Source organism: Alteripontixanthobacter maritimus (assembly GCF_003340475.1).
Classification (GTDB): Bacteria; Pseudomonadota; Alphaproteobacteria; order Sphingomonadales; family Sphingomonadaceae; genus Alteripontixanthobacter; species Alteripontixanthobacter maritimus.
In genome coordinates this window covers 2,361,360-2,387,890 of record NZ_QBKA01000002.1, presented here as the reverse complement: position 1 = coordinate 2,387,890, position 26,531 = coordinate 2,361,360, and the positions used below count along the sequence as shown (strand labels likewise).

Annotated in this window: 29 protein-coding genes; 14 read left to right on the top strand and 15 right to left on the bottom strand. The window is 60.3% G+C overall.

The features are described 5' to 3' along the window. Positions 1-61: 61 nt before the first annotated feature. Together HME9302_RS11775 and xth are read left to right on the top strand one after the other, a co-directional pair. Positions 62-391, top strand: a complete 330-nt coding sequence (locus HME9302_RS11775) for a HesB/IscA family protein (protein ID WP_115367171.1) — start codon at positions 62-64, stop codon at positions 389-391. A gap of 60 nt (positions 392-451) precedes the next feature. Then, on the top strand, positions 452-1,240 hold the full coding sequence (gene xth, locus HME9302_RS11770; protein WP_115367728.1) for an exodeoxyribonuclease III: 789 nt from the start codon (positions 452-454) through the stop codon (positions 1,238-1,240). A 92-nt stretch (positions 1,241-1,332) separates the two neighbouring features. Here the strand turns inward: xth and HME9302_RS11765 are convergent, their stop codons facing one another. From HME9302_RS11765 to HME9302_RS11720, 10 genes are all read right to left on the bottom strand, one after another. Next, the gene (locus tag HME9302_RS11765; RefSeq protein WP_230079992.1) at positions 1,333-2,070 is read right to left on the bottom strand and encodes a cell wall hydrolase; all 738 of its coding nucleotides are present in this window, start codon (positions 2,068-2,070) and stop codon (positions 1,333-1,335) included. A gap of 199 nt (positions 2,071-2,269) precedes the next feature. Next, entirely contained in the window at positions 2,270-2,602 is a 333-nt protein-coding gene (locus tag HME9302_RS11760) for a DUF1491 family protein (RefSeq protein ID WP_115367170.1), read from the bottom strand. A 3-nt stretch (positions 2,603-2,605) separates the two neighbouring features. After that, positions 2,606-3,064 (bottom strand): PaaI family thioesterase, encoded by a 459-nt coding sequence (locus tag HME9302_RS11755; protein ID WP_115367726.1) that lies wholly within the window; start codon positions 3,062-3,064, stop codon positions 2,606-2,608. Positions 3,065-3,080: 16 nt separating this feature from the next. Further along, the gene (locus HME9302_RS11750; protein WP_115367725.1) at positions 3,081-3,542 is read right to left on the bottom strand and encodes a PTS sugar transporter subunit IIA; all 462 of its coding nucleotides are present in this window, start codon (positions 3,540-3,542) and stop codon (positions 3,081-3,083) included. Between the two features lie 94 nt (positions 3,543-3,636). Then, the gene (hpf, locus tag HME9302_RS11745) at positions 3,637-4,215 is read right to left on the bottom strand and encodes a ribosome hibernation-promoting factor, HPF/YfiA family (RefSeq protein ID WP_115367169.1); all 579 of its coding nucleotides are present in this window, start codon (positions 4,213-4,215) and stop codon (positions 3,637-3,639) included. A gap of 48 nt (positions 4,216-4,263) precedes the next feature. Continuing rightward, entirely contained in the window at positions 4,264-4,959 is a 696-nt protein-coding gene (gene dnaQ, locus HME9302_RS11740) for a DNA polymerase III subunit epsilon (RefSeq protein ID WP_115367168.1), read from the bottom strand. A 51-nt stretch (positions 4,960-5,010) separates the two neighbouring features. Next, on the bottom strand, positions 5,011-5,622 hold the full coding sequence (gene coaE, locus HME9302_RS11735) for a dephospho-CoA kinase (RefSeq protein WP_115367167.1): 612 nt from the start codon (positions 5,620-5,622) through the stop codon (positions 5,011-5,013). Next, positions 5,619-6,479 carry a shikimate dehydrogenase gene (aroE, locus tag HME9302_RS11730; RefSeq protein ID WP_115367166.1) on the bottom strand — a complete coding sequence of 287 codons (861 nt, stop codon included), beginning with the start codon at positions 6,477-6,479 and terminating at the stop codon, positions 5,619-5,621. Before aroE ends, coaE begins: the two co-directional genes overlap by 4 nt. After that, a complete protein-coding gene (locus tag HME9302_RS11725; protein WP_115367165.1) occupies positions 6,476-7,120 on the bottom strand; it encodes a Maf family protein in 645 nt (214 codons plus the stop codon). Before HME9302_RS11725 ends, aroE begins: the two co-directional genes overlap by 4 nt. After that, entirely contained in the window at positions 7,117-7,962 is an 846-nt protein-coding gene (locus HME9302_RS11720; RefSeq protein ID WP_115367164.1) for a pyruvate, water dikinase regulatory protein, read from the bottom strand. Before HME9302_RS11720 ends, HME9302_RS11725 begins: the two co-directional genes overlap by 4 nt. A gap of 382 nt (positions 7,963-8,344) precedes the next feature. On the opposite strand from HME9302_RS11720, the gene hemE reads away from it, so the two are divergent. From hemE to rho, 3 genes are all read left to right on the top strand, one after another. Beyond that, complete coding sequence (gene hemE, locus HME9302_RS11715) at positions 8,345-9,373, top strand: uroporphyrinogen decarboxylase (RefSeq protein ID WP_115367163.1); 1,029 nt, start codon at positions 8,345-8,347, stop codon at positions 9,371-9,373. Between the two features lie 61 nt (positions 9,374-9,434). Next, complete coding sequence (locus HME9302_RS11710; protein WP_115367162.1) at positions 9,435-9,878, top strand: CopD family protein; 444 nt, start codon at positions 9,435-9,437, stop codon at positions 9,876-9,878. Positions 9,879-10,107: 229 nt separating this feature from the next. Next, the gene (rho, locus tag HME9302_RS11705) at positions 10,108-11,373 is read left to right on the top strand and encodes a transcription termination factor Rho (protein WP_115367161.1); all 1,266 of its coding nucleotides are present in this window, start codon (positions 10,108-10,110) and stop codon (positions 11,371-11,373) included. Between the two features lie 113 nt (positions 11,374-11,486). On the opposite strand, the gene HME9302_RS11700 is transcribed toward rho, so the two are convergent. After that, positions 11,487-13,094, bottom strand: a complete 1,608-nt coding sequence (locus tag HME9302_RS11700) for an FMN-binding glutamate synthase family protein (RefSeq protein ID WP_115367160.1) — start codon at positions 13,092-13,094, stop codon at positions 11,487-11,489. Then, positions 13,094-13,792 carry a dienelactone hydrolase family protein gene (locus tag HME9302_RS11695; RefSeq protein ID WP_115367159.1) on the bottom strand — a complete coding sequence of 233 codons (699 nt, stop codon included), beginning with the start codon at positions 13,790-13,792 and terminating at the stop codon, positions 13,094-13,096. Before HME9302_RS11695 ends, HME9302_RS11700 begins: the two co-directional genes overlap by 1 nt. A gap of 143 nt (positions 13,793-13,935) precedes the next feature. Here HME9302_RS11695 and HME9302_RS11690 point away from each other — a divergent pair, with 143 nt between their 5' ends. From HME9302_RS11690 to HME9302_RS11650, 9 genes are all read left to right on the top strand, one after another. Then, positions 13,936-14,220, top strand: a complete 285-nt coding sequence (locus tag HME9302_RS11690) for a DUF6489 family protein (RefSeq protein WP_115367158.1) — start codon at positions 13,936-13,938, stop codon at positions 14,218-14,220. 29 nt (positions 14,221-14,249) lie between these two features. Then, positions 14,250-15,533, top strand: a complete 1,284-nt coding sequence (gene mnmE, locus HME9302_RS11685) for a tRNA uridine-5-carboxymethylaminomethyl(34) synthesis GTPase MnmE (protein ID WP_115367157.1) — start codon at positions 14,250-14,252, stop codon at positions 15,531-15,533. A gap of 88 nt (positions 15,534-15,621) precedes the next feature. Continuing rightward, positions 15,622-17,475, top strand: a complete 1,854-nt coding sequence (mnmG, locus tag HME9302_RS11680; protein WP_115367156.1) for a tRNA uridine-5-carboxymethylaminomethyl(34) synthesis enzyme MnmG — start codon at positions 15,622-15,624, stop codon at positions 17,473-17,475. Then, positions 17,472-18,107: a 16S rRNA (guanine(527)-N(7))-methyltransferase RsmG gene (rsmG, locus tag HME9302_RS11675; RefSeq protein WP_115367155.1), complete on the top strand. Its 636-nt coding sequence runs from the start codon at positions 17,472-17,474 to the stop codon at positions 18,105-18,107. The genes mnmG and rsmG overlap by 4 nt, the downstream gene beginning before the upstream one ends. After that, the gene (locus HME9302_RS11670) at positions 18,104-18,880 is read left to right on the top strand and encodes a ParA family protein (RefSeq protein ID WP_115367154.1); all 777 of its coding nucleotides are present in this window, start codon (positions 18,104-18,106) and stop codon (positions 18,878-18,880) included. The genes rsmG and HME9302_RS11670 overlap by 4 nt, the downstream gene beginning before the upstream one ends. Continuing rightward, complete coding sequence (locus HME9302_RS11665) at positions 18,877-19,929, top strand: ParB/RepB/Spo0J family partition protein (protein ID WP_115367153.1); 1,053 nt, start codon at positions 18,877-18,879, stop codon at positions 19,927-19,929. Before HME9302_RS11670 ends, HME9302_RS11665 begins: the two co-directional genes overlap by 4 nt. 252 nt (positions 19,930-20,181) lie before the next feature. After that, positions 20,182-20,778, top strand: a complete 597-nt coding sequence (locus tag HME9302_RS11660; protein ID WP_115367152.1) for a DUF4402 domain-containing protein — start codon at positions 20,182-20,184, stop codon at positions 20,776-20,778. Positions 20,779-20,967: 189 nt separating this feature from the next. Further along, the gene (locus tag HME9302_RS11655; RefSeq protein WP_230079991.1) at positions 20,968-21,825 is read left to right on the top strand and encodes a fimbrial biogenesis chaperone; all 858 of its coding nucleotides are present in this window, start codon (positions 20,968-20,970) and stop codon (positions 21,823-21,825) included. A gap of 114 nt (positions 21,826-21,939) precedes the next feature. Next, on the top strand, positions 21,940-24,615 hold the full coding sequence (locus HME9302_RS11650) for a carboxypeptidase-like regulatory domain-containing protein (RefSeq protein ID WP_147270817.1): 2,676 nt from the start codon (positions 21,940-21,942) through the stop codon (positions 24,613-24,615). 68 nt (positions 24,616-24,683) lie between these two features. Here HME9302_RS11650 and HME9302_RS11645 read toward each other — a convergent pair whose 3' ends face one another. Genes HME9302_RS11645 through HME9302_RS11640 form a run of 3 tightly spaced genes read right to left on the bottom strand, consistent with a single transcriptional unit; the run spans position 24,684 to position 26,430 of the window. Next, entirely contained in the window at positions 24,684-25,754 is a 1,071-nt protein-coding gene (locus HME9302_RS11645) for a hypothetical protein (protein ID WP_115367150.1), read from the bottom strand. Between the two features lies 1 nt (position 25,755). After that, on the bottom strand, positions 25,756-25,887 hold the full coding sequence (locus HME9302_RS13505; protein ID WP_268243481.1) for a hypothetical protein: 132 nt from the start codon (positions 25,885-25,887) through the stop codon (positions 25,756-25,758). 45 nt (positions 25,888-25,932) lie between these two features. Then, positions 25,933-26,430, bottom strand: coding sequence for a GAF domain-containing protein (locus HME9302_RS11640; protein WP_115367149.1), 498 nt, complete (start codon positions 26,428-26,430; stop codon positions 25,933-25,935). Between the last annotated feature and the right edge of the window lie 101 nt (positions 26,431-26,531).

Below are 26,531 nucleotides of genomic sequence, written 5' to 3'. Positions count from 1 at the left end.
AGTTGGCGGCAACGCCACCGTGCTCTTGAGCCGACCGCCCTTCGCGCTTACATCGCCTTATATGGCAGACACCCTCACTCTTACTCCCGCAGCCGCGAAACGCGTCGCTGCCATCGCGCAAAAGCAGGATCGCCCTGCTATCCTGCGCCTTTCGGTGGAGGGTGGCGGATGCTCTGGCTTCCAGTACAAATTCGACTTGTCGAGTGCGCCCGAGGGTGACGATATGGTCAGCGAAACCGCCGGCGTACGGCTGGTGGTCGACCCTGTCAGTCTCGATCTCGTTTCGGGAAGCACTGTGGACTTCGTCGAATCGCTGGGCGGTGCGGCATTTCGGGTGGAAAACCCGCAAGCGGCCGCTGGTTGCGGCTGCGGCTCCAGCTTCGGCATATAGATCGGCATGGCCGAGGACAGTCAGGGCGCGGCGCCGGTAAACGACGCTGCTTCGGCGAGCATGCGCATCGCCAGTTTCAACATCAATGGGGTGAAGGCACGGCTTCCCAGACTGCTGGAATGGCTTTCCGAAACCCGGCCCAAAGTTGCTTGCCTGCAGGAAGTCAAAAGCCAGGATGAGGGGTTCCCGGCCGAAGAATTCGCCAAGATCGGCTATGAAGCGATCTGGCACGGGCAGAAGGGCTTCAACGGAGTTGCGATCCTTGCCGATGGGATAAAGCCGATCGAGACGCAGCGCCGTCTGCCTGGCGACGACACCGACGAAATGGCGCGCTATCTGGAAGCCGATGTGGACGGGGTACGGATCGCCTGTATCTACCTTCCCAACGGCAACCCGCAACCGGGCCCGAAATTCGATTACAAACTGGCATGGATGGAGCGGCTGCGCGACCGGATGCGCGATTTGTGGGCGCTGGAAGTACCCTGCGCTGTCATCGGCGATTATAATGTCATCCCGCAGGACAAGGACACCTATTCGGTGCGGGCGATGGCGAACGATGCCCTGATGCAGCCGGAAAGCCGCGATGCCTATCAACGCCTGCTGGCCGATGGCTGGACCGACGCGCTGGACACGTACAATCCGCGCGGCGGTGTCTGGACCTATTGGGATTACCAGGCGGGTGCGTGGCAGCGCGATCACGGCTTTCGCATCGATCACATGCTGCTTTCACCCGAACTGGCCGACCGGATGGTGGCTGCGGGCGTCGACAAGGAATATCGCGGCCATGAAAAAGCGAGCGACCATGCCCCTGTATGGTTCGAGGTGTCCCGCCAACCCGCTTCGGACTGAGCGGGCTTCGCACCGGCCATAAAAAAGGCCCCCGCTTCGTGCTGAAGCGGGGGCCTTTTTTATCTGCCTACCCTGTGGTGCGGAGTGGCGCCTCAGCGATAAAAAATGTGCGTCTTGATCGTGGCACGCGCCTGCTTCTTGCGGGCCCATGACGGGCTGACGTATTTTGCATGGAAATACAGCGCGTCCTTGGCCGCGCTATCCCACAATTCTTCATGCGCGATGCGAGCGATCTTCTTCGCTTTTTTCCATGCCTGTGTGCTCCGCTTGATCCGCGGCATCTTGCCGTTTTTCACAAAGCTGAACTGGGCGCGTTGGTACACGACGCCGCAATAGCTGGCCGGAAAGGCGCGCGCTTCGCTACGGTTGATGACCACTGTGGCCACTGCCAGCTGACCGGCGATCGGCTCACCGCGCGCTTCGAAATAAACAGCACCTGCGAGACATTCCATCTCGCGGGAAAGTGACGCAGGAGCCTTGATATTGCTTACGAGCTGGCGGAGCGACGACGCTGTCGGTGTCGTTGCAGCATCCGCGAGCGCCTGATTGGCCGCTACATCGTCTGCATCGGTTGTGGGCACGGTCTGCACCACTTCGTTCGATACGAATTCCGGCGCAGCATCAGCTTCGGGCGCAGGCTTCGTTTCGGGTGTGGCGACCGGAACCAGTTCTTCGGTTACGGAAACGTTGGAAACTGTACGGTTCATTTCCGCTGTCACCGGCGCCGTTTCGGCAACCTGTGCGAACGCGCCGGAACCTTCGGCGTTGATAAACGTAAAAACCAGTGTGGCCGAAATAACTGCGGCACTGGCGAAGCGTTTCTTGTACATATAATCCGTCACTTAGGGCGGTGAGCGAGCGCTGGCGCAGGTGCAAACCCAGTTGCGTAATCGGAAATATTTCGGGTTTTGTAATCAACCTGCCGGCTGCCCCCCGTCTGCGCTGTAGCTGGGCGACCCCGTGCCAACCCTGACTACCGGCGCTCCCGGAAGTTGCTGGTGAAGTAGGCGAACTAGTTACAAAGTCAACTTAATCGGGCAGAGTTGCGGTGAAGCGTGCTGCATCCTCGACGTCTGCTTCCAGAATCCATAGATCACGGTCCTGTCGCTGTCGCCGCGCCAGATAGTCGGAAAATTCCTGTTTGTTTTCAGGGTCTTCAATGCGAGTTACCGTATAACTCCGCGAGCCGTCCAGTTCCGGCATGCGTTCCAAAAATTGCGCAGGTGCGCCGCGCGGCATTACGATTATGACGATCGTGCCGGCATCCCTTTCGCCTTTGGCGATTACCGTCCCGAAACCGCCTTGCGCCGAAACGAGGCGCAAAATAGCGGAAGCTTCCAGATGTGCAGGGAGCCTTGTCACGTCCTAACCCGAATATCCGGCCAGACCAGATAATGGGATGTGGGATTTCATAAACGTACCGGTTCCCCGCCCCACTTCATCGCCTTCCTCGTCCACCAACCGCGATTCAGCCACGAACACGCGCCGCCTGCCGCTGATCCATCGGCCATGGGCTTCGATCTGGCCTACGCCGACAGGCTTGGTGAAATGAAGATTGAAAGATGTAGTCAGCAGGAAGCGGTCGCTGACCAACGTGTTCGCTGCATAAAACGCCGCGTCGTCGAGCATTTTAAAATACAGCGTGCCATGTGCCGCCCCGCCGGCGTGGAACATTTCCGGCGTGATGACGAAGCGTATGGTCGCCCGCCCTTCCTCTTCGATCCCCAACTGCGACTTGAACAGCATATTGATCGGCGCCAGCTGGTACAATCGCTCGAGGGCGCGAAAGTGTTCGGCCGCGCCATCGCTATCCTGATCGGTCATGAACAGCCCGCCAGCATCAGGCGACCGCGCGTTCCGGGGCATTCGTTAGCAAGGCTACCAGCGTTTCCTCGTCTGCAGCCTCGATCATCTGCGTCCGCCTGGCGTCATCGCGGACAATGCGGGAAATCGCCGCGAGTGCGTGGAGATGCGCAGCACCAGCCGTTGGTGACGACAACAGACCGACAACCAGATTTACGGGTAGTGCATCGGCGGCCTCGAATTCGACCGGACTGGAAAGCCGCAACAAGGCCGCGACCGGAGCTTCGACGCCCGCGAGCCGCGCATGTGGCAGCGCCACACCGCGCCCAAATCCGGTACTACCCAGCATTTCGCGTTCGTTGAGGCCATCCAGCACGTCCGCCTCGCAATGCCCGTAGCTATACGCAAGCAGTGCCGCCATCTCAGACAACACTGCCGCCTTGTCGGCACAGTCGACGGTTCGCACCGCATGGGGTTCGAGGCGGAAATTCAGGGTCATGGTTCCGTTCATCCGGTCAACGCCGGAAAATCAGCGCAGGTTCCTGGGCTTGGGCATCACCAGCGGTGCAGACGTGTGATGCGACCGGCCAGAACTACCCTTGGCGCGGTTCGACCCAACCGATCGACCCGTCGCCGCGCCGATACACCATATTGTGGCGGCCCGTCTTGCCGTTTTTGAAAAACAGCGCGTTGGTATCCCTGAGATCGAGCATCATGACCGCGTCGGCCACGCTTGCCTCGGGTATGTCGACCTTGGTTTCGGCCACGATAGCAGGAGCGTCACTCGCCTCTTCTTCCAGTTCCTCGCGCTCCATTTCCTGCGCGAAGATGGTGTAGGCGGCTTCCTCCTCGCGGGCTGACCGGGCGGTCTGTTCATGGCGATCGGTCAGACGGCTTTTATAGCGGCGCAGCTGCTTTTCCACCTTGGCCGAAGCCTGGTCGAGCGCCTGGTGCGCGTCCTGCGCTTCCGCCGTGGCACGCACGGTACTGCCTTGCGATGCGTGCGTAACGATGTCGCATTTGAACCCGCCATTGGCGCCTTTACCGAAAGTCACGTCGGACGAGATGGCACGGTCGAAATACTTCTCGACCACGCTGCCCAGCCGGTCACGCGTATGATCCTGCAGGGCGGTGCCGGTCTCTACCTGGTGGCCTGAAATGCGAATATCCATGCGGATCTCCTTTGGAATTGGGGGAGGGTGAGTAGCGCTACGACGCAGCTATTTGAGCCATATCGGCGTCTCAATCTGGTCGAGGAATGTGCGGTGCGCAGCAAGCTCTGCAGCAGATGCAGAATGCGGACGGGCTTCGCGGCGCGGGCCGGTCGGTTTGGGTAACACCGGACTGTCGACAGGCGCATTGGATGCCTCGGTCCCGGTATCGGCCGATAATCCGAGGCCGATCTGCCGTCCGCCGGTCAGTTCGACATAGACCTGCGCCAACAATTCCGCGTCCAGCAGCGCGCCATGTTTGATCCGGTGGCTGCGGTCCACGCCGAACCGGGTACACAAATTGTCCAGGCTGACTTTCGCACCGGGGAATTTCTTCCGCGCCATCGCGACCGTATCGATCATCCGCCCAAGGTCGATTTCGGGCAGGCCCACCATCTGTAATTCGTTGTTGAGGAAGCCGAAATCGAACGATGCGTTATGGGCAACAAGCGGCGCATCGCCCAGAAATTCGAGCAATTCTGCCGCGCCATCGCGGAACAGGCCTTTGTCCGACAGGAAGCTCGCGCTCAATCCGTGTACGGCTTCTGCCCCTGCAGGCATGTCGCGTTCCGGATTGTAATACGCGTGAAACGTGTTGCCGGTTTCCACCCGTCCGATCATTTCCACACAACCGATTTCTACCATGCGGTCACCCGTTTTGGGGTCCAGCCCGGTAGTTTCGGTGTCGAAGACAATCTCACGCATATCTATACCTATCGGTATGCCACCCGTTCAAGGCAAGGGGCGGAGCGGCCTTCAGGACGTTTTTTCTCCGCCATCTGTACCAAGTTTTGTGATCAGTGCCCGTACTGCGCACCGCGTTTCATCCAGCGATCCGCTTGTGTCGATGACATGATCTGCCCGCGCGCGCTTGTCCGCATCGGGGGTCTGCAGACCAAGGATGTGCGCGAACTTTTCCTCGGTCATGCCCGGGCGGCGCAGCACGCGTTCCCGCTGAATTTCTGCCGGCGCGGAGACGACGACGATCACATCGACCGCAGTATGACCGCCCTTCTCGAACAATAGCGGAATGTCGAACAGGATCGCCGGGCTGTCCCGGTGCAATTCGAGAAAGGCTTCGCGCTTTGCGGCCACGGCGGGATGAACCAGAGCTTCCAGCCGGGCCAGCTGGTCGCGATCGCCGAACACTTTCGCGCCCAGCGCTTCGCGGTCCACCCCATCGGGGCCGGTGCAGCCTGGAAAGGCGGCCTCGATCGCGGGCACCAATTCGCCGCCAGCGCCCTGCATCGCGCGTACTTCGGCGTCGGCATCGAATACCGGCACTCCGGCCTCTTCGAACATGGCCGCCACGGTGGATTTGCCCATTCCGATGGAGCCGGTGAGGCCGATGATGAGCGGCTTGCTCATGATGCGAGCAGGTCGCGCAGGTCGGTATCGCCCGGCAGGCGAGGCGGGGGAGCTCCGAAAAACAGGGCGAATGCAGCGGCAGCCTGTCCGATTAGCATCGTATAACCGTCGATTGTCTGAAACCCTGCCTCTTGCGCAGATTGCAGAAACGGCGTTTGAACGGGATCGGTCACGATATCATAGGCGATGCTACCGGGCGGCGCATGGCTCCAGTCGAAGGGGAGGGGCGGTTGCCCGCGCATTCCCAGCGGGCTGGCATTGATGACGAGGTCGCAGCATCCCTCTCGGTCGTCGAACGCAAACTCGGTCGGTGTGGCAAAATGATCGAGAGGCGGGGCGTGGTGCTCGCCCTCAGGCGCCAGCTCGCCCAAAATCTCGCGGGCCTTGTCTGGGTTCCGGCCTGCCAGCACCAGCGCGAATCCGGCATCGTACAGCGTTGCTGCGATCGCCCGCGCCGCGCCGCCCGTCCCCAATATCCGGGCCATCCGGAAAAGGTGCTGTGCAGCAAGAACGGGTTGGAGCGGTTCGAGAAAGCCGGCCGCATCGGTATTGTGGCCCACCAGGGCGCCGTCGTCCGGAACGATCGTATTGACCGCCCCAATCCGCTGTGCGTCGGCGCTAAGCCGGTCGAGCAGAGGCAATACGGTCTGCTTGTGCGGCATCGTCACGTTGCAGCCAAGCCAGTCGGCGTCCGTGCGGCGGCTGTTCAGATAGGCCTGCAGCCTGCCACTTTCGACGCGAGTGGCGCGGTAGTCCGCCGACAGGCCGGCACGCTGCAACCAGACCTGGTGAATGGCAGGCGATTTGGACTGGGCGATGGGATCGCCGATTACCTCGGCATAGGCGCGCCCGCTCATACCTGTATCACCCCTTCTGCTCGCAACCGTTCGAGCACCGCGAGCAGTGGCATTCCCAGAATGGTAAAATAGTCTCCTGTGATCTTACCAAACAGCAACGGTCCGGGCCCTTCGATGCGGAACACCCCCACGCACTGGGACACCGCCGGCCATTCTCGATCGAGATAGTCGGCGATGAATGTATCGCTCAATTCCCGCACATGGAGATGCGCGGTCTCCGCATGGGTCCACACAATACGCCCATTTCCAGATGATCCCTCGTTATCATCAGCTCCGCGCCAGAGCGCTGCAGCGCTGTGCAATTCCATGACTTTGCCGGAGAAGAACCGTAAATGCTCGGCAGCCTGCTCGCGGCTTTCCGGTTTGTCGAAGCGCCGTCCGGCAACACTCACCAGCGAATCGCTACCAAGGACCAGCTTTTCTCCCGTGACGCCGTCGCCAACTTGCCGCGCCTTCGCTTTCGCCAGCGCCAGCACGATGATGGAAGGGGCCGCTCCAGCCAAATCGGCTTCCAACGCGCGTTCATCCACATCGGCCGGCACAGCATCGTACGGCACGCCCACCGCATCCAGCATGGCGCGGCGCGAGGCGCTTTTGCTGGCAAGTACAAGGGGTTTTAGGGAGGCGCGCACGTCACTCATATCGGTTTCTCACTCGGCTTGTGCAGTCCGCCGCGTTTCCGGCGCGCTTCCAGCAAGCGAATGACCGCAGCGGCGGTTTCCTCGATCGAACGGCGCGTGACGTCGATTACCGGCCAGCCATTGTCGGCGAACATCCGGCGGGCGAATTTCAACTCCTCGCGCACCCGCTCTCCATCCACGTAATCGGTCGCTGTCCCCTCGTTCAGGCTCAACAACCGGTTACGGCGGACCTGTACCAGGCGTTCGGGCGCCGTGGTCAGTCCGACCACCATGGGATGCCGCAGCCCGTAAAGCGCCTGGGGCGGGGGGCTTTCCACCACCAGCGGGATGTTCGCGACCTTGTAGCCGCGATTGGCGAGGTAGATGCTGGTCGGCGTCTTGGAACTGCGCGAAACGCCGGCCAGAAGGATATCGGCCTGTTCCCAATCCTCATGCGCGATGCCGTCATCATGGGCGATGGTGTACTGGATGGCGTCCACCCGTTCGAAATAGGCATCGTCCATCAGGTGCTGGCGGCCCGGCCGGCCATGCGCTTCCTGCCCCAGCTGCGATTCCAGTGCGGTCGTCACGGCGTCCAGCGCATCCACAGTCGGTAGTCCGAGTTGCCGACACTTTTCTTCCAGCCGGGCGCGCGTATCGTCGTTCACCAGCGTATAGAGGACGAGGCCGGGACTAGCGGCAAGATCGGGTACGATCCGGTCGAGATGCTGGCGGCTGCGGACCATCGGCCAGAAATGGCGGCTGATCTCGGCATTGTCGAACTGCGCGAGCGCCGCCTTGGCAATCATCTCCAGCGTTTCGCCGGTGCTGTCGGACAGGAGGTGCAGGTGCAGCCGTTGCATGATGTCTCCGGCACGATGGGGAAGAACTTGGGTATGCGAATGAGGCCCTGCGCAGCGTGCCTGTACTCGCCGGCGCCCCTGTGGACAGGCAGCGGTATAAACCACGGGAAAACTTCGCGGACAAGTTGCCGGGTCGATTCCATGCCCGGTACTCGAATTTCCCCTACCCGCTTATGGACAGCCAGCCTGCTTTCCCCACAGGCTGTGGGAAAGGCAAACAAGTTTGCTTTGACTCAAGCGCCGGCACGAGTCGCGTTGGCGCCATGCTCTGGCATTGAGCGGACAAATCGGGCAGGGCGCGCCCGTCCCCAATATCCACAGGGCCAACTACTTCATCAGAATCTATATAATACTTTATATATTATGATTGGACGCCTTCCCGATGCCCGGAATCCTGCTTGAAACGCTGCGCGGAATGCGCGCTTCGGACTTGAACCGGCCAGCGCCTGTCTGGCTCATGCGGCAGGCCGGGCGGTATCTGGAAGAATACCGCGCCTTACGGGCCGAAAAGGGCGGTTTCCTCGATCTCGTCTACGATTCCGATGCTGCTGCCGAAGTGACATTGCAGCCCATCCGCCGGTTCGGCTTCGACGGGGCGATCCTGTTTTCCGACATCCTGATCGTACCTTATGCGATGGGTCAGAATCTGGAGTTTCTTGCCGGCGAAGGGCCCAGACTTTCGCCCACGCTGGTCGACGCCGCGCTATCCAGCCTGCAAGCCGTGCCAGGGCGGCTTTCGGCAATTTACGAAACCGTGGCCAAGGTGCGGGCCGGCCTGGGCCCGGACACCACGTTGCTCGGCTTTGCAGGCAGCCCGTGGACGGTTGCCACCTACATGATTGCGGGCGAGGGGAGCCGTGACCAGCACGCCGCGCGGGCCATGGCCTATCGCGATCCTGAAGCGATGCAGGCGATCGTCGATGCCGTGACCGATGTGACGGTGGAATATCTGGTCGGACAGGCCGAAGCCGGCGCCGAAGCGGTGCAATTGTTCGACAGCTGGGCGGGTAGTCTGGCTCCCGACCAGTTCGACCGCTGGGTCATCGCGCCCAACAAGACCATTACCGATCGCTTCCGCGCCCAGTGTCCCGAAGTGCCCGTGATTGGTTTTCCCAAGGGTGCTGGCGAGAAATTGCCGGATTATGTCCGCGGAACCGGCGTCGATGCCGTCGGTGTGGACGAGACGCTGGATCCCGTCTGGGTGGCGGCGAACCTGCCCGATGGCGTACCGGTCCAAGGCAATCTGGACCCGTTGCTGTTGTTGGCCGGCTCGGATGAGCTGGAGCCGCGTATCGCGCAGATTCTGGAAGCTTTCGCGGGACGGCCGCATATATTCAATCTCGGTCATGGGATCGATCGTCATACACCGGTCGAACATGTCCACAGGTTGCTCGCAGCTTTGCGAACGTAAATCTGCCGCGTCCGGCCTACCGAGGGGTGCAATTCGCGGCTTCCGGGATTAGGTGGCGGACATGCAGGAACTACTCGCATCGTTGTATCTCTGGCTGAAGGCCGGACACATTATCTTCGTCATCTTCTGGATGGCGGGCCTGTTCATGTTGCCGCGGTTCTTCGTCTACCACCAGGAAAGCGCCGTCGGATCGCCCGAGGATGCCGCCTGGATCGAACGGGAGCGGCGGCTGCTCAAGATCATCCTGTTGCCGGGCATCATCGTCGTCTGGCTGCTTGGCCTGGCCCTTATGAGCGCGATCGGCGCACACACGCAGGGCTGGTTCCATGCCAAGTTGCTCGTGGTGCTGGCGCTGTCAGGCTATCACGGCTGGATGAGCGCCTATGCCAAGAAACTCGCGCGCGGCGAGCGGGTCTGGTCGGGCAAGAAATTGCGCCTAATGAATGAAGTGCCCGGACTTGCCGCAGCGATTATCGTGGTGCTGGCGATCATCAAACCGTTCTGAGCCGCAGGCCGAAAGCTGGCTTTGGACCCGGTTTGGTCACAGACCGATTGACGGTGGCGACGTTAGGATTTAATCCCCAGCCATCGGCACAGCGCCGCATCAATGCGATGCGGCCGGGTCGGCTTTCTCCAAGCCCTATCGACCTTACGGCCATATACAGTGACTATTCCTGCCGGACAGGGCCGCAATCGGCCCGATTCCGGCCAACACGCATCACGGATTCCATTCCATGCATCTGAAAAACCTGAAAGAGAAAACTCCAGCTGAACTGGTCGTCATGGCCGAGGAACTGGAAGTCGAGGGCGCGTCCACCATGCGCCGGCAGGACCTGATGTTCTGCATTCTGCGCGAACTGGCGGAGGATGAGGAATATGAAGAGAAGATCATGGGTATCGGCACGATCGAGGTGCTGCAGGACGGCTTCGGCTTCCTGCGCAGCCCGGAAGCCAATTACCTTGCCGGGCCGGGGGACATCTACGTTTCGCCCAACCAGATCCGCAAGGCAGGCCTGCGTACAGGCGATACTGTCGAAGGCGAAATTCGCGCCCCTTCGGAAGGGGAACGCTATTTCGCGCTGACCAGCCTTACCACGGTAAATTACGACGATCCCGACGCTGTTCGGATGCGTACCAATTTCGACAATCTTACACCGCTCTACCCGGACGAAAAGCTTACTCTGGATACGCTCGATCCCACGGTTACGGACAAATCGGCGCGCGTGATCGATATCATCAGCCCGCAGGGCAAGGGCCAGCGCGCCCTGATCGTGGCACCGCCACGCACCGGTAAGACGGTGCTGCTGCAGAATATTGCCAAGGCCATCACTGACAATCATCCCGAAGTGTTCCTCCTGGTCCTGCTGGTCGATGAACGCCCGGAAGAAGTCACCGACATGCAGCGCAGCGTGAAGGGCGAGGTTATCTCCTCCACCTTCGACGAACCGCCGCAGCGCCACGTGCAAGTTGCCGAAATGGTCATCGAGAAGGCAAAACGCCTGGTCGAACATAAGAAGGACGTGGTGATCCTGCTTGATTCCATCACCCGACTGGGCCGTGCCTACAACACCGTGGTGCCGTCTTCGGGCAAGGTGCTGACAGGCGGCGTAGATGCCAACGCATTGCAGCGTCCCAAGCGCTTCTTCGGCGCGGCGCGCAATATCGAGGAAGGCGGCTCGCTTTCCATCATCGCCACTGCGCTGATCGACACTGGCAGCCGCATGGACGAGGTGATTTTCGAAGAGTTCAAGGGCACCGGTAACTCGGAAATCGTGCTCGACCGCAAGGTTGCCGACAAGCGGATCTTCCCCGCGCTCGATGTCGGCAAATCCGGCACCCGCAAGGAAGAACTGCTGGTGGAGAAGGACAAGCTGTCCAAGATGTGGGTCTTGCGCCGCATCCTGATGCAGATGGGCACGATCGATTCCATGGAATTCCTGCTCGACAAGATGAAGGATTCCAAGACGAACGAGGACTTCTTCGAAACCATGAACCAGTAGGCTACCCGACGCTGCTCCCACCGCTGTGGTGCTTTATGGAGCGCCCACAGGCGGTACGAGGGGTAGACTGTTGAAGATAGCCCTTCGACGTCTTGGGATAGCGTGCGCGGCGCTTACACAAACCGCCTGAAGCTATCGGCCCGCGCTGCGGCCCAATGGTGGGCGAGCTTGGTGCTGTCGGGGTCGGCGACCAATACATCCGGTTCCAGAAAGCTGTAGATCCGGTCGAGCGCGTCGGAACGGGCGCCGTTCACCCGTTCACGCATATCGCGCGGTTCGATTTTCCAGGGGCTTTCCAGGCCCATCGCAACCACGATTTCACGCAATGAGTGCAGGGTCTGCTTCTGGAAACGAGCGACGCGGGGGCCCTTGTCTTCGACAACAAGCCCTTTCTGACGCCATTCTTCTTGCGTTGCGACACCTGTCGGGCAGTCCCCGCGGTGGCATTGCATGGATTGCACACAGCCCAGCGCGAACATGAACGGCCGCGCGGCGTTGCACCAATCGGCTCCCATGGCAAAGCTCTTGGCCATCTGCGCCCCGGAATGGATCTTGCCTGATGTTGCCAGCTTCACCCGATCCTTCATACCCGTTCCGACGAGCATGTTGCGAACCCAGATCGTGCCTTCGCGCAGCGGCATACCCACACTGTTGCTGAGCTCCAATGGAGCAGCACCGGTACCTCCTTCCGCGCCGTCCACAGTGATGAAATCCGGATGCAGCCCGGTTTCCAGCATTGCCTTACCGATCGCCAAAACCTCGTGAGGCTGTCCCACGCAAAGCTTGATGCCGACCGGTTTACCGCCTGATAATTCACGCAATTGCTGCAACCATTCGAGCATCTCGATGGGCGTGGAAAAGGTGCGGTGCGCTGCAGGTGAGTTGCAATCCTCGCCCACGGGAATGCCGCGCGCTTCGGCGATTTCCTCCGTTACCTTACTGCCGGGGAGTACGCCGCCGTGGCCGGGCTTCGCCCCTTGGCTCAGCTTGACCTCGATCATCTTAACCTGATCGGGTGCGGCATTGTCGGCAAATTCAGCTGCGTCGAACCCGCCATCATCGGTCCGACACCCGAAATAACCGCTACCGATTTCCCAGATAAGATCGCCATTATGGGCACGGTGATATTTGCTGATGCTTCCTTCGCCGGTATTGTGCGCGAAATCGCCCTCCCGCGCGCCGTAATTCAGCGCCTCTATCGCCTTTGCGGATAACGACCCGAAACTCATTGCGGAGATGTTGAGCAATGAGGACGAGTAGGGCTTGGCACACTGCCCTTCGCCAACAGGCACACGCCACGTATCCTGCGCACCGTCATTGGGAACGACCGAATGGCTGAGCCACTCATATTCGTCCGAATAGACATCCAGTTCGGTGCCCATCGGGTGCGAATCCAGCTCTCCCTTGGCGCGGGCATAAACCAGCGCGCGCGCTTGGTGACTAAACGGCCTGCCTTCCAGATCGCCTTCGATGAAGTAAGCGCGGACGAAAGGGCGCAAATCCTCCATCATCCAGCGAACCCGCGCCAGTAACGGGTAATTGCGGCGCAACGCATGATCATCCTGCACGAAGTCCCACAAGGCAATCAGAAGCGCGGCAGCCAGTAATCCGGTCAGGACGATGCCCCACCACGCAGGTATCGCCGCGGCGGCGAGCGCTGTTGTAAATATCAAAGCTAGCGGGACGAGATAACGCGGCGCCAGCAGCTTGCCCACGCTCATCAACCCAGATGCTGCTGAAAGAAGGCGTCCGTGCGGCTGTCCGCCAGCTTGGCACCCTCATCGTCGCGCCGCTCTCCAAATTGGGTAGCGAACCCATGATCGAGACCCGGGTAATCATGCAGGGTTACCTTCGGATGGTCGTCCAGCCCCTCATGCATCGCGGCCTGCGCATCCTTGTCGACAAAATGATCTTCGACCGGAATATGCAGCATCAACGGGTTGGCGATCGCTTTCGCCTCACCCAGCATTTCATCGACGCCAACCGCGTAATACCCGACAGTAGCATCGCTGTCGGTACGGCAAGCGGTCATGTAAGCGAGCTTTCCACCGAGGCAGTAACCGACCGCGCCGACTTTCCCGCCACCGGTCTCGCTGCGTGCCCATTTTATAGTCGCCTCGATATCACTTACACCCTGATCGGCATCGAATTTCCCCATCAGGTCAAGCGCGCGATTGAATTCGGGCTCGATATCGGGATCGAGTTCGACGCCGCGTTCCAATTGCCAAAACAGATCGGGGGCAACGGCGAGGTAGCCTTGTTCCGCCAACAGGTCGCATTTGCGCCGAATTCCAGCGTTCACACCGAAGATTTCCTGAATCACGACGATTGCTGCTTTGGCGGTTTTAGCTGGTCTCGCGACATAGGCGGAGAAGTGGTCGTCGCCTGCAAAGGTGGTAATGTCGGCGGTCTCGGTCATGCTAGTTGCTCCGTCAAATGTCGGCCCATTTACTGCGCTGGTCGGCAGAATTCGGGCATAAGGCTTGCATCCGTGGCCCCGCAACCGCAGATTGTCACAGTACCGGGGGCCAGCGGGCTCCTTCAACAAACGGAGCAGACGCCATGAAGGTCCATGTGGAAATCGATTGTACGCCGGAGGAGGCGCGCACCTTCATGGGCTTGCCGGACGTCGCAAAGGCGAACGATGTCTATATCGACACTATGACCAAGGCGATGAAGGGCGTTTCGAACCCCGAACAGCTACAGGGTTTTGCCAAGCAGTTGGCACCCATGGGCCAATTGGGTTTGAAGATGTTCCAGAATCTGGTCGAAGGCGGAATGATGGCTGGCGACGCAGCAGCCTTGGCGGCCAAAACAGGTGGCAAGAAAAGCGGCTCCGACAAGTAGACCGTCGTGGCCGGAGCGAGGTGGCTGGCGTGAGCGACACGATCTTCGCGCTTTCCAGCGGTATGCCGCCGGCAGGGATAGCGGTTATTCGCATTAGCGGCCTAGCCGCGACCGATGCGCTGACCGCTATAGCGGGACGGGTTCCGGAACCACGTCGCGCCACCGCAATGACCTTACGAAGCGCGTCAGGGGAGGTGCTGGATCAAGCACTGGTCCTGTTCCTGCCCGGCCCGAACAACGCCACGGGTGAAGATTCAGTAGAATTGCACTGCCACGGCGGGCGCGCGCTAGTCGCTGCGGTTTCGGCAGAGCTTGAGCGACAACCGGACCTTCGCCCGGCGCTCCCAGGCGAATTTACCCGCCGGGCCTTCGCGAATGGCAGGCTCGATCTGGCGGAGGCCGAGGGGCTGGGCGATCTTTTGCTGGCGGAAACGGAATTACAGCGCGCATCGGCCATGACGATGATGGGCGGGGCATTGTCGCAAGAGGTCGCCAAATGGCGCGAGGCGGTGCTGCGTCTGTCGGCCGAGGTCGAAGGTGTACTGGACTTCTCGGACGAGGAGGACTCTGCCGAATTGTCCGATACATTCTTCGATCGTGTCGGCAAATTGGTGGCAGAACTGCGCGCGAAGCTGGCCAGACCGACAGTAGAAGCATTACGGAATGGATATAGGGTAGCGCTTGCGGGGCCACCGAACGCCGGAAAATCGACGTTGTTCAACGCTTTGGTCGCCAAGGAGGCTGCGATAACATCACCGGTCGCAGGAACCACGCGTGACGTGATCGAGCGGACGGTATCGTTTGGCGGCGTACCGATGACCTTCGTTGACATGGCGGGCCTGCATGAGGGCACGGGCGATGCCATCGAGGCCGTCGGCATCGACCGCGCACGAAACGAAATCGACCTCGCGGATTGCGTTTTATGGCTCGGACCTCCCGCCGACGCGCCTCAGGACGCCGTTATCGTGCGCAGCAAGGTGGATTGCGTTGACGCTCTCGTCGTTTCGGCAGAAGTAGAAGCTCTGTCCGTCTCACCCGTTAGTGGGGAGGGTATGGAAACCTTGCGACACAAGCTCGACACTCGCGCACGCCTTGCCATGCCCAAGCCCGGGGAAGCAGCCATAAACGCGAGGCAACGAACCTGCCTGGAAGTTGCGGCGACCGCCTTGGCCGAGATCGATCATTCGACTGACCCTTTATTGGTTGGGGAAAGCCTTCGCGCGGCCAGATCGGCATTCGATGCTGTAATCGGGAAAACCTCAACCGAGGATATGCTGGACGCCTTGTTTTCGCAGTTTTGCATCGGCAAATAGTTCCACGTGGAACACTTTTCGTCGCAAACCAACCGGCGTTCCACGTGAAACGCTTTACCCGATTGGATGGGCGGCGTAATCGAACGCAATGCGCGTATTTGATGTCCTTGTAGTAGGCGGCGGCCACGCCGGAGTGGAGGCGGCCGCAGCTGCCGCGCGATTTGGCGCCAATGTAGCGCTGGTAAGCTTCGAGCCATCAAAAATTGGGGCAATGAGCTGTAATCCAGCTATCGGCGGATTGGGGAAGGGCCACCTTGTGCGTGAGGTGGACGCGCTGGACGGCATCATTGGTCGAGCGGGCGATGCGGCGGCAATACACTACCGTATGCTCAACCGGTCAAAAGGGTCGGCAGTCTGGGGACCGCGCGTGCAGGCAGATAGGACGCTATTTCGACAGGCCGTCCATGCTTTAATTCCTACCCATGGCGATATTTCAATCATTGCTGCCGAAGTGGCCGCGTTGGTGCTTTCACGTGAAACAGTTGCTGGTGTGGAGCTATCCGATGGCTCAACTATAAGCGCCCAGACTGTCATTCTTTGCACAGGTACGTTTTTGGGAGGGAAGCTTTTTCGCGGGGAAGAGCGGCTTGATGGTGGCCGTATTGGCGAAGCCTCTGCGCATAGGCTAGCTGGTCAGTTGCGTGCTGCGGAGCTTCCGATGGCGCGGTTGAAAACCGGCACACCGCCGCGTCTCGATGGCCGCACTATCGACTGGGGGCGGCTCGAAGAACAGCCATCCGACGCCGAAAGGTGGACCCTTTCGTCGCTCACCAAGCAGCGCGTCAATACACCCATATTTTGCGCGATTACGCGCACCAATGCCAAGGCGCACGACCTGATCCGCGCAAATCTGGACCGCTCACCGCTGTTTTCAGGTGCGATCGGCGCGGAGGGTCCGCGTTACTGCCCATCGATCGAGGACAAAATTCATCGATTCGGCGATCGCGACGGCCACCAGGTGTTCCTGGAACCGGAGGGGTTGGGCACGCATCTTGTCTATCCAAACGGGATCAGCACATCGCTTCCGGTGGACGTCCAGTTGGGGATGCTGCGGGCCATGGAGGGGCTTGAGCGAGTTGAAATGGCGGTACCCGGTTATGCCGTCGAGTACGACCATATCGATCCTCGCGCGCTCGACAGCGGATTGCAGGTCAAAGCGATCCCGGGGCTGTATTGTGCTGGGCAGATCAATGGGACCACCGGGTACGAAGAAGCCGCTGCGCAAGGGCTTGTCGCAGGTCTTCACGCTGCTGGCGCGGTTCTTGGTAAGGCTCCGCCAGCGCTCGACAGGGCGAATAGCTACATTGCGGTGATGGTGGACGACCTGACCCTGCACGGTGTGACCGAGCCTTACCGGATGTTGACCTCGCGTGCTGAATACCGGCTGCGTTTGCGGGCGAATAATGCCGACACCCGGCTGACAGCACTCGGTCTGGAAATCGGCTGTATCGGTCCGGAACGGCGGGAATGGTTTACTGCCAGGGAGGGTCGGCGTCAGTCGATTGAGAATGCTCTGTCGACCGTCATTCATTCCGCCGAACTGGAAAAGGCAGGCGTGCCGGTCCGCCGTGACGGTGGCCCGCAACCGGCTGCCGAGTGGCTGCGTTATGGCGGTGTAGACCTGGCGCGACTGTCGCCTTGGTTGGGTGATCTGGACACTAGTGATCCACTCGCGCTGGAAATGGCGGAAGACGCGACCTACGCGCCCTATCTGGCGCGGCAGGATGCCGAATTGCGAGACCTGCGGGCCAATGAACTGATCGCTTTGGGTGAAGGCTTCCCCTATCGCGACGTGCCAGGCCTTTCCAACGAGATGGTCGATCGGCTGGAGCGTGCACAGCCCGAAACCCTAGCCGCAGCTGACCGATTGGGCGGGATAACACCGGCAGCGTTGTCGGCTTTGCTGGTAGCTGCCAAACGTCGGGAGCGGCAAGCCGCATGATTACCACCGAAAGCGGTGCCCGCTCCTTTGTTGCTGGATTTGCCACCACTTCAGCAATGGAGCAGTTGGACCAGTTCGCCAGTGACCTGCGGCTTGAGAACGACAAGCAAAACCTCGTGGCAAAGCAGTCTCTAACGCAACTGTGGCAACGCCATTTCGCAGACAGCGCGCAACTCCTCACGCTGGTTGCGCGCGATCATGGCGTTTGGCTGGATCTTGGATCGGGCGCCGGTTTTCCAGGAATGGTGATCGCTGCTTTGCGACCTGGGATGCAAGTAAAACTTGTCGAAAGTCGCAGGATCAGAGCCGAATGGCTGCAGCGCGCGAGCGACGAGATGGGCCTTGAGAACTGTGAGATCGTGCATGCCAAGCTGGAGCTGGTCGAGCCATTTCCGGCGGATTTTATTAGTGCGCGAGCGTTTGCGCCGTTGCGTAAGCTTGTCACGATAGCCGCACCTTTTTCCACAAGGGACACGAAGTGGTTGTTGCCGAAAGGCCGTTCTGCGGCGCAAGAGTTGGCTACGCTCAAGCCCAAACAGCGCAAGGGGTTTCACGTGGAACCATCGCAGACGGATGGCGAGGCAGGGATAATCGTCGGGAAACTTACTTCCGGAGGGATCATCAGACCGTGATTACGATAGCGATCGTCAACCAGAAGGGTGGGGTCGGGAAAACGACTACTGCCATCAACGTCGCAACCGCAATGGCCGCGACCGGCTCGAAAACCTTGCTCGTCGATCTTGATCCGCAGGGCAATGCTTCCACTGGAATGGGGATAGCCGCAGCCGACCGGACCGTATCGAGTTACGATTTGCTGCTGGGCGATGCGGAACTGGCAGACGCGATGCAGCCTAGCGATATCCCCGGTCTCGATATTGTGCCTGCTACGGTCGATCTTAGCGGAGCGGAGGTCGAGCTTGTAACACTTGAGAACCGCACCGATCGCTTGCGCGCAGCGTTATCGGATCATTCCGGACACGACATTTGCCTGATCGATTGCCCCCCGTCTCTGGGTTTGCTGACTCTGAATGCCTTGGGCGCTGCGAACACGCTGCTGGTCCCACTCCAATGCGAATTTTTCGCGCTTGAGGGGCTCAGCCAGTTGTTGCAAACCGTGGAGCAGGTGCAGCAGCGCTTCAATCCGGACCTCGGCATTGTGGGGATCGTGCTGACCATGTTCGACCGTCGCAACAGGCTTACCGATCAGGTTGCCGACGACGTTCGCGACTGCCTCGGCACGTTGGTCTTCGAATCGGTCATCCCCCGCAACGTCCGTTTATCCGAGGCACCGAGCCACGGTATGCCCGCCCTGGTTTACGATCATAACTGCGCCGGTAGCCGCGCCTACATCGCACTCGCGAGGGAATTGATCGGACGACTGCCGCAAGAGAGGAAAGCTGCATGACCAACACCACCGATCCAATCCGTTTTTCGGTGCCCGCGCGTCCGGCCGGTACCCGCAAAAAACTGGGTAAGGGGCTGGGTGCGTTGATGGGGGAAACCCGGCGAGAGGAACCGCTGGTGACCAATCCGGGCGCAGATGGTCCGGGGTCAGCTGGTGTGGGGCCAACTGGTTCAGGGCCGGCACCCGGCGCAGCCACGGCGAGTCCGACCACTACAAGCGAGGGAGGCAGGACAGATTCCGGCCTCGCATCGCTCGCAATATCCGCCATCGAGGCCATGCCTGGACAGCCGCGTACATATTTCGACGAGGGCGCGCTGGCTGAGCTGGCTGCCTCCATTGCAGCGCGCGGGGTAATCCAGCCTATCATCGTACGTCCGATTGCTAACGGGCGGTATCAGCTGGTGGCCGGGGAGCGCCGTTGGCGCGCGGCGCAGAAGGCGCGTCTGCACGAAATCCCGGCTCTCGTCCGGGATCTGGAAGAGCGCGAAGTCATGGCTCTGGCGCTGATCGAAAATATTCAGCGCGAGGACCTCAACCCTATCGAAGAGGGGCGGGCCTATCAGCGGCTGTCCGAGGATGAGGACATGACGCAGGCCGAGATCGCACAGCTGGTGGACAAGTCGCGCAGCCATGTCGCCAATTTGCAGCGCCTGCTTTCCCTGCCCGCCGATGTTATCGAAATGGTTGAAGGCGGCGCGTTGTCCATGGGCCATGCAAGGGCCCTGATCGGCCATGACGATGCTGAGGCGCTGGCCCGAAAGGCCGTGAACGACAATCTGACTGTGCGTGATGTGGAGCGATTGGCGCGGGGGGAAGGCGAGCCGTCCTCCGAAGCCGGCAAGGGTGCGAGGCGGACCGCGCGTGCGCCCCGCAATGCGGAAGGCGACGCCGATATTGCAGCAGTGCAGCGCCACCTCGAAGAGTTTCTTGGCCTTTCCGTACGTATAAAAACGGATGCCGATCCACGTAGCGGGGCGGTGACGATTCGCTATCGCACGCTCGATCAGTTGGATCTGGTTTGCCAGCGTTTGACCGGCGGCGATATCTGAAAACCGCTCGAAACGGGCGTTTATAAACCAGCGAACATACGGGGCGACGGCTACTGCATCGTACACGGTGCCGGAAGCGGCGGACAGCCATGGTTAATGTAAAACGGTTGCAGTGTTAACCATTTCCAGAAGTAAAGATGGAACAAAGTACTTCTACATAGGGTCTCGAACGGGTCGCAGAACCTGTTTGCCGGAACGCTGTGGGAGTGGTCCGGCCGGGTAATAGAAGGCCAGTCTGAAGGGACCAAATACATGAACAAGACTTTCCGCATGAGCGCCGCTGGTGCCGTAATCGCCGCCGCCATGGGCATGAGCTCGATGGCAGCTGCGCAGGATACGGCAACCGTCACCGCCAAGGTCGAAGTGCTCAAGCCACTGACGCTCGTAGCAACCAATGACCTCGACTTCGGTCAGCTGGTCATCGCCGACGTAGCCCAAGGCGGCAGCGTTTCGCTGACGGCCGATGCAAACCCTGCACGCACCTGCTCGGCCGATCTGGTGTGCAGTGGCCTGTTCACCGTCCCCGAGCTCGTCGTGAGCGGCGGTACGGCCGGCAAGGGTGTTACGGTCAATGTTCCCAAGAACGTCGTGCTGCGCCTTGACGGTGCCCTCGCGACTTCGACCGATGCCAGCGAACTGATCGAACTGGTACCGACGCTGAACATCACGCAGGATACCACTGTCACATCCGCAACGGACAACTTCTACAAAACCACGTTGAGCGCCGACACGGCAGCTGATGGTGGCGGTATCGCTACGTTTTACATGGGTGGTGATATCGCTCTCGACGGTAGCGAGCAGGCTGGTAACTATGCCGCCGACTTCAATGTCTCGGTAGAATATAGCTGATTGATTGGCGTCTGCGGACGCCGTTTATTCGAGCATGGGAAGGGTCGTATCTCAGGGTGCGGCCCTTCTTCGCGTCTATAGCTCGTCATGCCGAACAGTCCTTAGCGGGTTATTAACCGTATGTAGATACAATTGGATCTGAAGATGGGAGTCCATGCAACTCCCGAAACACGTTCAGGGATGTTCCACATGAAACTTATGCCGTTCCGCCTTCCGCAATTGGGCAAAAGAGCGTTCGCGAGCACGATCGCTGGGGCGGCGCTGGCTGCTTCGCTGGCAGCTCCGGTCCCGGTTGCGGCGCAAGGCGATTTGCTGGTCGCTCCGACCCGCGTCATTCTGGATGGCCGACGCGGTACGGAAGTCATTTTGAGCAATATCGGAAGCGAAGAGGCGACCTATCGCATTTCGCTCGTACTGCGGCGCATGAATGCGTCTGGCACGCTCGTCGAAGTGTCTCCTGACGAAGCCAACGAATTGGAGGAAGCAGCTCTCTCCATGGTGCGCTACGCACCGCGCCGGATTGTCCTGCCGCCGGGTCAGCCGCAAGCGGTTCGGATTGCCGCGCGTCCATCGACCGATCTTCCTGACGGCGAGTATCGTGCGCATATGTCGTTCCAGTCGATACCCAAAGCTGCACCGCTGACGGAGCAAGGTTCGAATCCCGAGGGTGTATCATTGCGCTTGATCCCGATTTACGGGGTGACGATTCCCATTATCATCCGCCACGGCGAGGTCGCCGCTACGGTGGCGCTGGCTAATCCACGTGTCACAACCGATGTGAATGGATCGCTATTTCATCTGGATATGCAACGCAGCGGCGAAAGTTCAACCTACGGCGAACTGCGCGTGCTAAAGCAGGGGTCTGACGAGCCGATCTATATGGCGCGCGGCGTGGCGATCTACCCAGAGCTTGACGAACGGCAAATTGCCTACCCTGTGACCGCTGAACAGGCGGCACTGATGAGCGGTCCCGTGCGGGTCGAATTCCGCGAAATGCCGGAAAAAGGCGGAGCGCTGATCGCTTCCGTCGATACGGTGATGGGCTAGGACCCAGGCGCCAAAGCGTCACCGGTTAAAGCCGTGACCGGTACTATCCCAGACAAACTGCGTGGTGCCCGAGGGCTCCTGAGCGTCGCTGCGGTCTTCGCGGCGGCGTTTGGCATGCCAGACACAGCCAGCGCGCAAGATACGCCGTCTGATCCACCCAGCGCTCAGGTCGATGAAGACGATTTCCTGTTTCTACGCCTGATGCACGGCACTTACGCGCTGTCGGAAGAGGTGCGCGGTTATCGCATCGAAGGCGGGGTATGTTTGGACCTGGCAGACGTCATACAGTCACTGGACCTGCCCATACGGCTCGACAAGAAGTCGCGCCGCGCGACTGGCTGGCTGTTTTCAGAAGACCGCAAAATCGTAATCGATCGGGGGTCAGGCGAAGTACAAAAGGTGAACGCAGATACCGCGCCGATCGACGGTGAAATTTACGATTCGCCAGAAGGGTGGTGCGTCGACGCAAATGCTTTGTCGCGTTGGTTCGGAGTCGATCTGAAACCCGATCTCTATAATGCTGTTGTCACATTGGAGAGCGATGAGCCGCTTCCGTTTCTGCAAGCTATCGAGCGCAGAAGTCGCGCGGCGCGACTTCGCCCGAAACGCGAAGCGTTCGACCTTTCGAAGTTCCCCAGCAAGGACATGGAGTACAAGATCTGGCGCACTCCCTCGGTGGATGCCGTGGTTCGTTCGACTTACGCCCGATCGCCAGATGGCAACTCCCGGCTGCGGTCGCGGTATGAACTTTATGCAACTGGTGAGCTGGCAGGCGCCAGCGTTGACGCCCGCATTGCGTCCGACACCGACCTGGTGCCCGCCAGCCTGCGTGTGCGAGCGTACCGCTTCGATCCGGACGGGGAGCTGCTCGGGCCGCTAAAGGCGACCAGGATTGCAGCCGGTGACGTCGAGAACGAAGCGGGGCAACTTACCGGCGGAAGCGTGGTTGGGCGTGGCGCCTATATTTCCAACAGCCCACTTGGCGGTCTAGCGCGTTTTTCTACAACGACTCTGCGTGGCACCCTGCCGGCGGGTTGGGACGCTGAACTTTACCGCAATGGCCAACTGGTCGCCTTTCAGGACGATCGCGGCGACGGACGCTATGAATTCCTCGAAATCCCGCTGTTTTTCGGCCGAAACGCGCTGGAAGTGGTGTTGTACGGCCCACAAGGACAGATCCGGCGTGAACGGTCCGACTTTCCGGTCGGCCGGTCCAACATCAAACCCGGCAAAACGTTCTGGTTTGCCAGCGGATTGCAAGAAAACCGTAATCTGATCGACTTGCGAAAACCGGTCATCCGCCCGGGCGCGCCAGAAGCCGGGGCATGGCGTTGGGGCGCAGGACTGGAACACGGTATCGATGCGCGAACCACTGGCGCGCTGGGCGTACAAAGCTTCATGCTCGACGGGCGACGGCGAAACTACCTCGAAGGTCGTCTCAATCGGTCATTCGGGATCATGCAACTGGAAACAGCCCTCGCCCACGAATTGGGCGGCGGGCTGGCGCTGCAGGCCAATGCAATCGGACGTGTCGGCTCCTTTAATCTAGGTGCAAATGCAACTATATCACGTGGCGATTTCTCCAGCGAATTCATTCCCATATCGCTGGATTACAGGGCTGGTTTCTCGGCCGACACTTCATTGAAACTGGGCCGGTTGGTCGTGCCGTTGCAATTCGGGTTGGACCGGCTGGTGCTGCGTGATGGCAGTACCGAAATGACCTATAATGCCAGTACGGCCATGGCGATCCGCGGGCTCGACCTGACAGCCCGGTTGGAACGCAGGGTTACAAACGATCTGACTGGACGCATCGACGATCCGGAAACAGAATTGCAACTACTTGCAAACGCAAGACTCTTCGGTCTTCGCGTTCGTGCGGCTGCGGCGGCGGAGCTTTCGGGACGTGAGAAAGGTCTGCAGTTCGTCCGCATATCGACTCGCAAACCGCTCGACCGTGAATCCGAACTGGCGGGCGAGATCGAATATTTCCCTCAGCAGGACGATACGCGGTTCAGCCTTGGCTATGCGCGCCGGTTCGACAAGTTTGCGATCCGCACCGATGCCACCGCCACGACGCGCGGATCGTTTGGGGCGAACTTCGCCCTGTCGTTCAGCATCGGACCCGATCCCGTTTCCGGAGGCATTCGCTTCAGCCAGGCCCCGCTGGCGCGTAGCGGGCAGGCCGCGGTCACGGTCTTCCGTGACATAGATGGCGACGGGGTGCGAGATGCCGACGAGGAAACGCTGGAAGATGTGTACGTTGTCGCTGGCACAGCACAGGGCAGGCGCCCGACCGACGCAGACGGCAGCACGATTGTGGACGGGCTGAAACCGTTTCGGCCCGTGTTGATAGGGATCGACGAATCCAGCCTTTCAGATCCGTTCCTAGCGCCGAACGGGAAGGGCATCGTGATTACGCCGAGGCCAGGCGTAGCGACGCGGATCGATCTGCCGGTCACTCCGACAGGCGAAGTGGAAGGCACACTGCTATCCACCACAGGGACGGCGCGCCCTGGGGTTACGCTCGAACTGATTGACAGCCGGGGCCAGATCATCGGACGAACGGTAACCGAATTCGACGGCTTCTTCCTGTTCGACCGTATTCCCTATGGCAGATACCGCCTGCGGGTAGGGGCCGAGGCTGCGCGCACGCTACAGGTTGCTGAACGCCTGCGTGACGACGTGGTGCTGGACCGCACTAACGATGTAGCGCGGATGGGTGTCGTTCGATTGCAAGCAGGCAACCGAACGATCGTGATCGCCGACCCGATCGCCGATGACGGTGGATAGCGGACATGAAAAGGTCCGACGGGCGGATACCTGCCGGACCTTTTTTGTGTGGTTGAGTTCGCTTGTTTCTAGCGGTTCTTGATCGACTTGATGCGGCGAACAGGGCGCGGCTTGTGCGCCTTGACCGGCGCTTTGATATAGCGCGGCGGATGGACCACTTCGACGGTTTCTTCCACTACCGGCACGTCGACCCATTCCTCGGTCACATATTCACGGACGACCAGCCGCCCGGGAGGCGGCGCGTGATGCGTAACGGTCACGATGGTCTGCGCCCCGCCATATACCTGACCGCCATGGCCATAGCCTGTGCGCGCCGCATAGCCCGGGTGATGGCCACCCTGGTACCCTCCGCGGTAGCCATGAGCCATGCCGCCCTGGCCATTCATGTAATCGGAATAGCCGGGATAGGCGCTGGGGTTCGGGCCATAACGGTCGAGATAGTCGCGGCAGGCATCATCCTTGCGCGACGTTACCTGTCCGATCAGCGTACCGATTGCCAATCCAGCCAGACCGCCGATACCAGCACCGATCAAGGTACCGCCCAAGCGCTCGCTGTCATAAACGCGATTGCCGATCACACCGCCTGCTATGCCGCCCAGAATACCGCCGGCGACACCTCCCCTGCGGCCTGCACGCTTGCGCTGCGCCCGGTAAGCATCGCGGCATTCGTCGAGCCATGCGTCGCGATCATACCCGTCTGCATACTGGTAAGCCGGGTAGGGCTGGGCAGGATAGGCCGGTGATGGGTAGGCCTGCGCAGGGTAAGTCTGGGCGGGATACGCGGTTCTCGGATACGCAGAAGCCGGGTAGGCTTGCGCAGGATAGGTCTGGACAGGATAAGCGGGCGCACTGTGTACCGGCGTGGCGACGGGACGGTGCTGGACCGGGGTGCCATATTCGTAAGTATACCGGTCGGTTTCATACCGATCCGACTGGGTGATAACGTCTTCCTGAACCACTTCTTCCGCTCGATACACAACCTGCGGAGCCGGAGCCGGAAGCGGTTGCGCATATTCGTAAGTACGCGTTTCGTAATTCATTTCCTGCCCGGCGGTAGCATTGGCATTGGCATTGGCAGGAGCGGCGCTGAGGATAGCGCCAAAAGCGGCTCCCAGCGAAAGAACGTGACGGACACCCATGTTAAATTCCCTTGTTCAACGGCGCGATTGCATTTTTAAAACCGGGTTCAGGATATTCCTCCCGGACCGATGCGATCATGATGTTAAGGGAAAATTTAGCACTACTGCCCGCAGGAAAGGGGCGAATTTCCATCGCTGTCCTGTTTCGGGTCATCCCGGCCCGCGTTAACCAGCGGCGTCAGGCGGCAGCTTCGGTAATCCGGCCGGCCAACATCTGCGCAAGTGCCTTGATGCCTTCGGCGTCTTCACTATCGAAACGCGCTGGTGAAGGACTATCGAGGTCGATCACCGCAACCACGTTATTGCCCGACACGACCGGTACGACCAGTTCGGAAGCGGTGTCGCCGTCGCAGGCAATATGGCCGGGAAAGGCGTGGACATCCGGCACAATTTGCGTTTCCGCGCTGCTCGCCGCAACGCCGCAAACCCCTTGGCCGATCGGTATCCGGATACAAGCCGGCCGGCCGACGAACGGGCCGAGCACCATTTCGCCGCCCATAACGCGATAGAACCCAGCCCAATTGAGATCCGGCAGGTATTCCCACAACAAGGCTGCGATGTTCGCCATGTTGGCCACACCGTCAGGCTCATCATCGGTGAGCGCGCGAGCCGCATCCAGCAATTGGCGATAGATTTCCTGTTTGGGCAGGTCGGGGTCGGGCGCGAAATCGAACATGGCTGCTGCGCCTAATCAGCGAGCGCGCCTTCGGCAAGCTTGCGTGCCCCCGCGCACGGGCCACGGGTCTATCGCATCGCGCCATTGCCGCATGGCAGTCT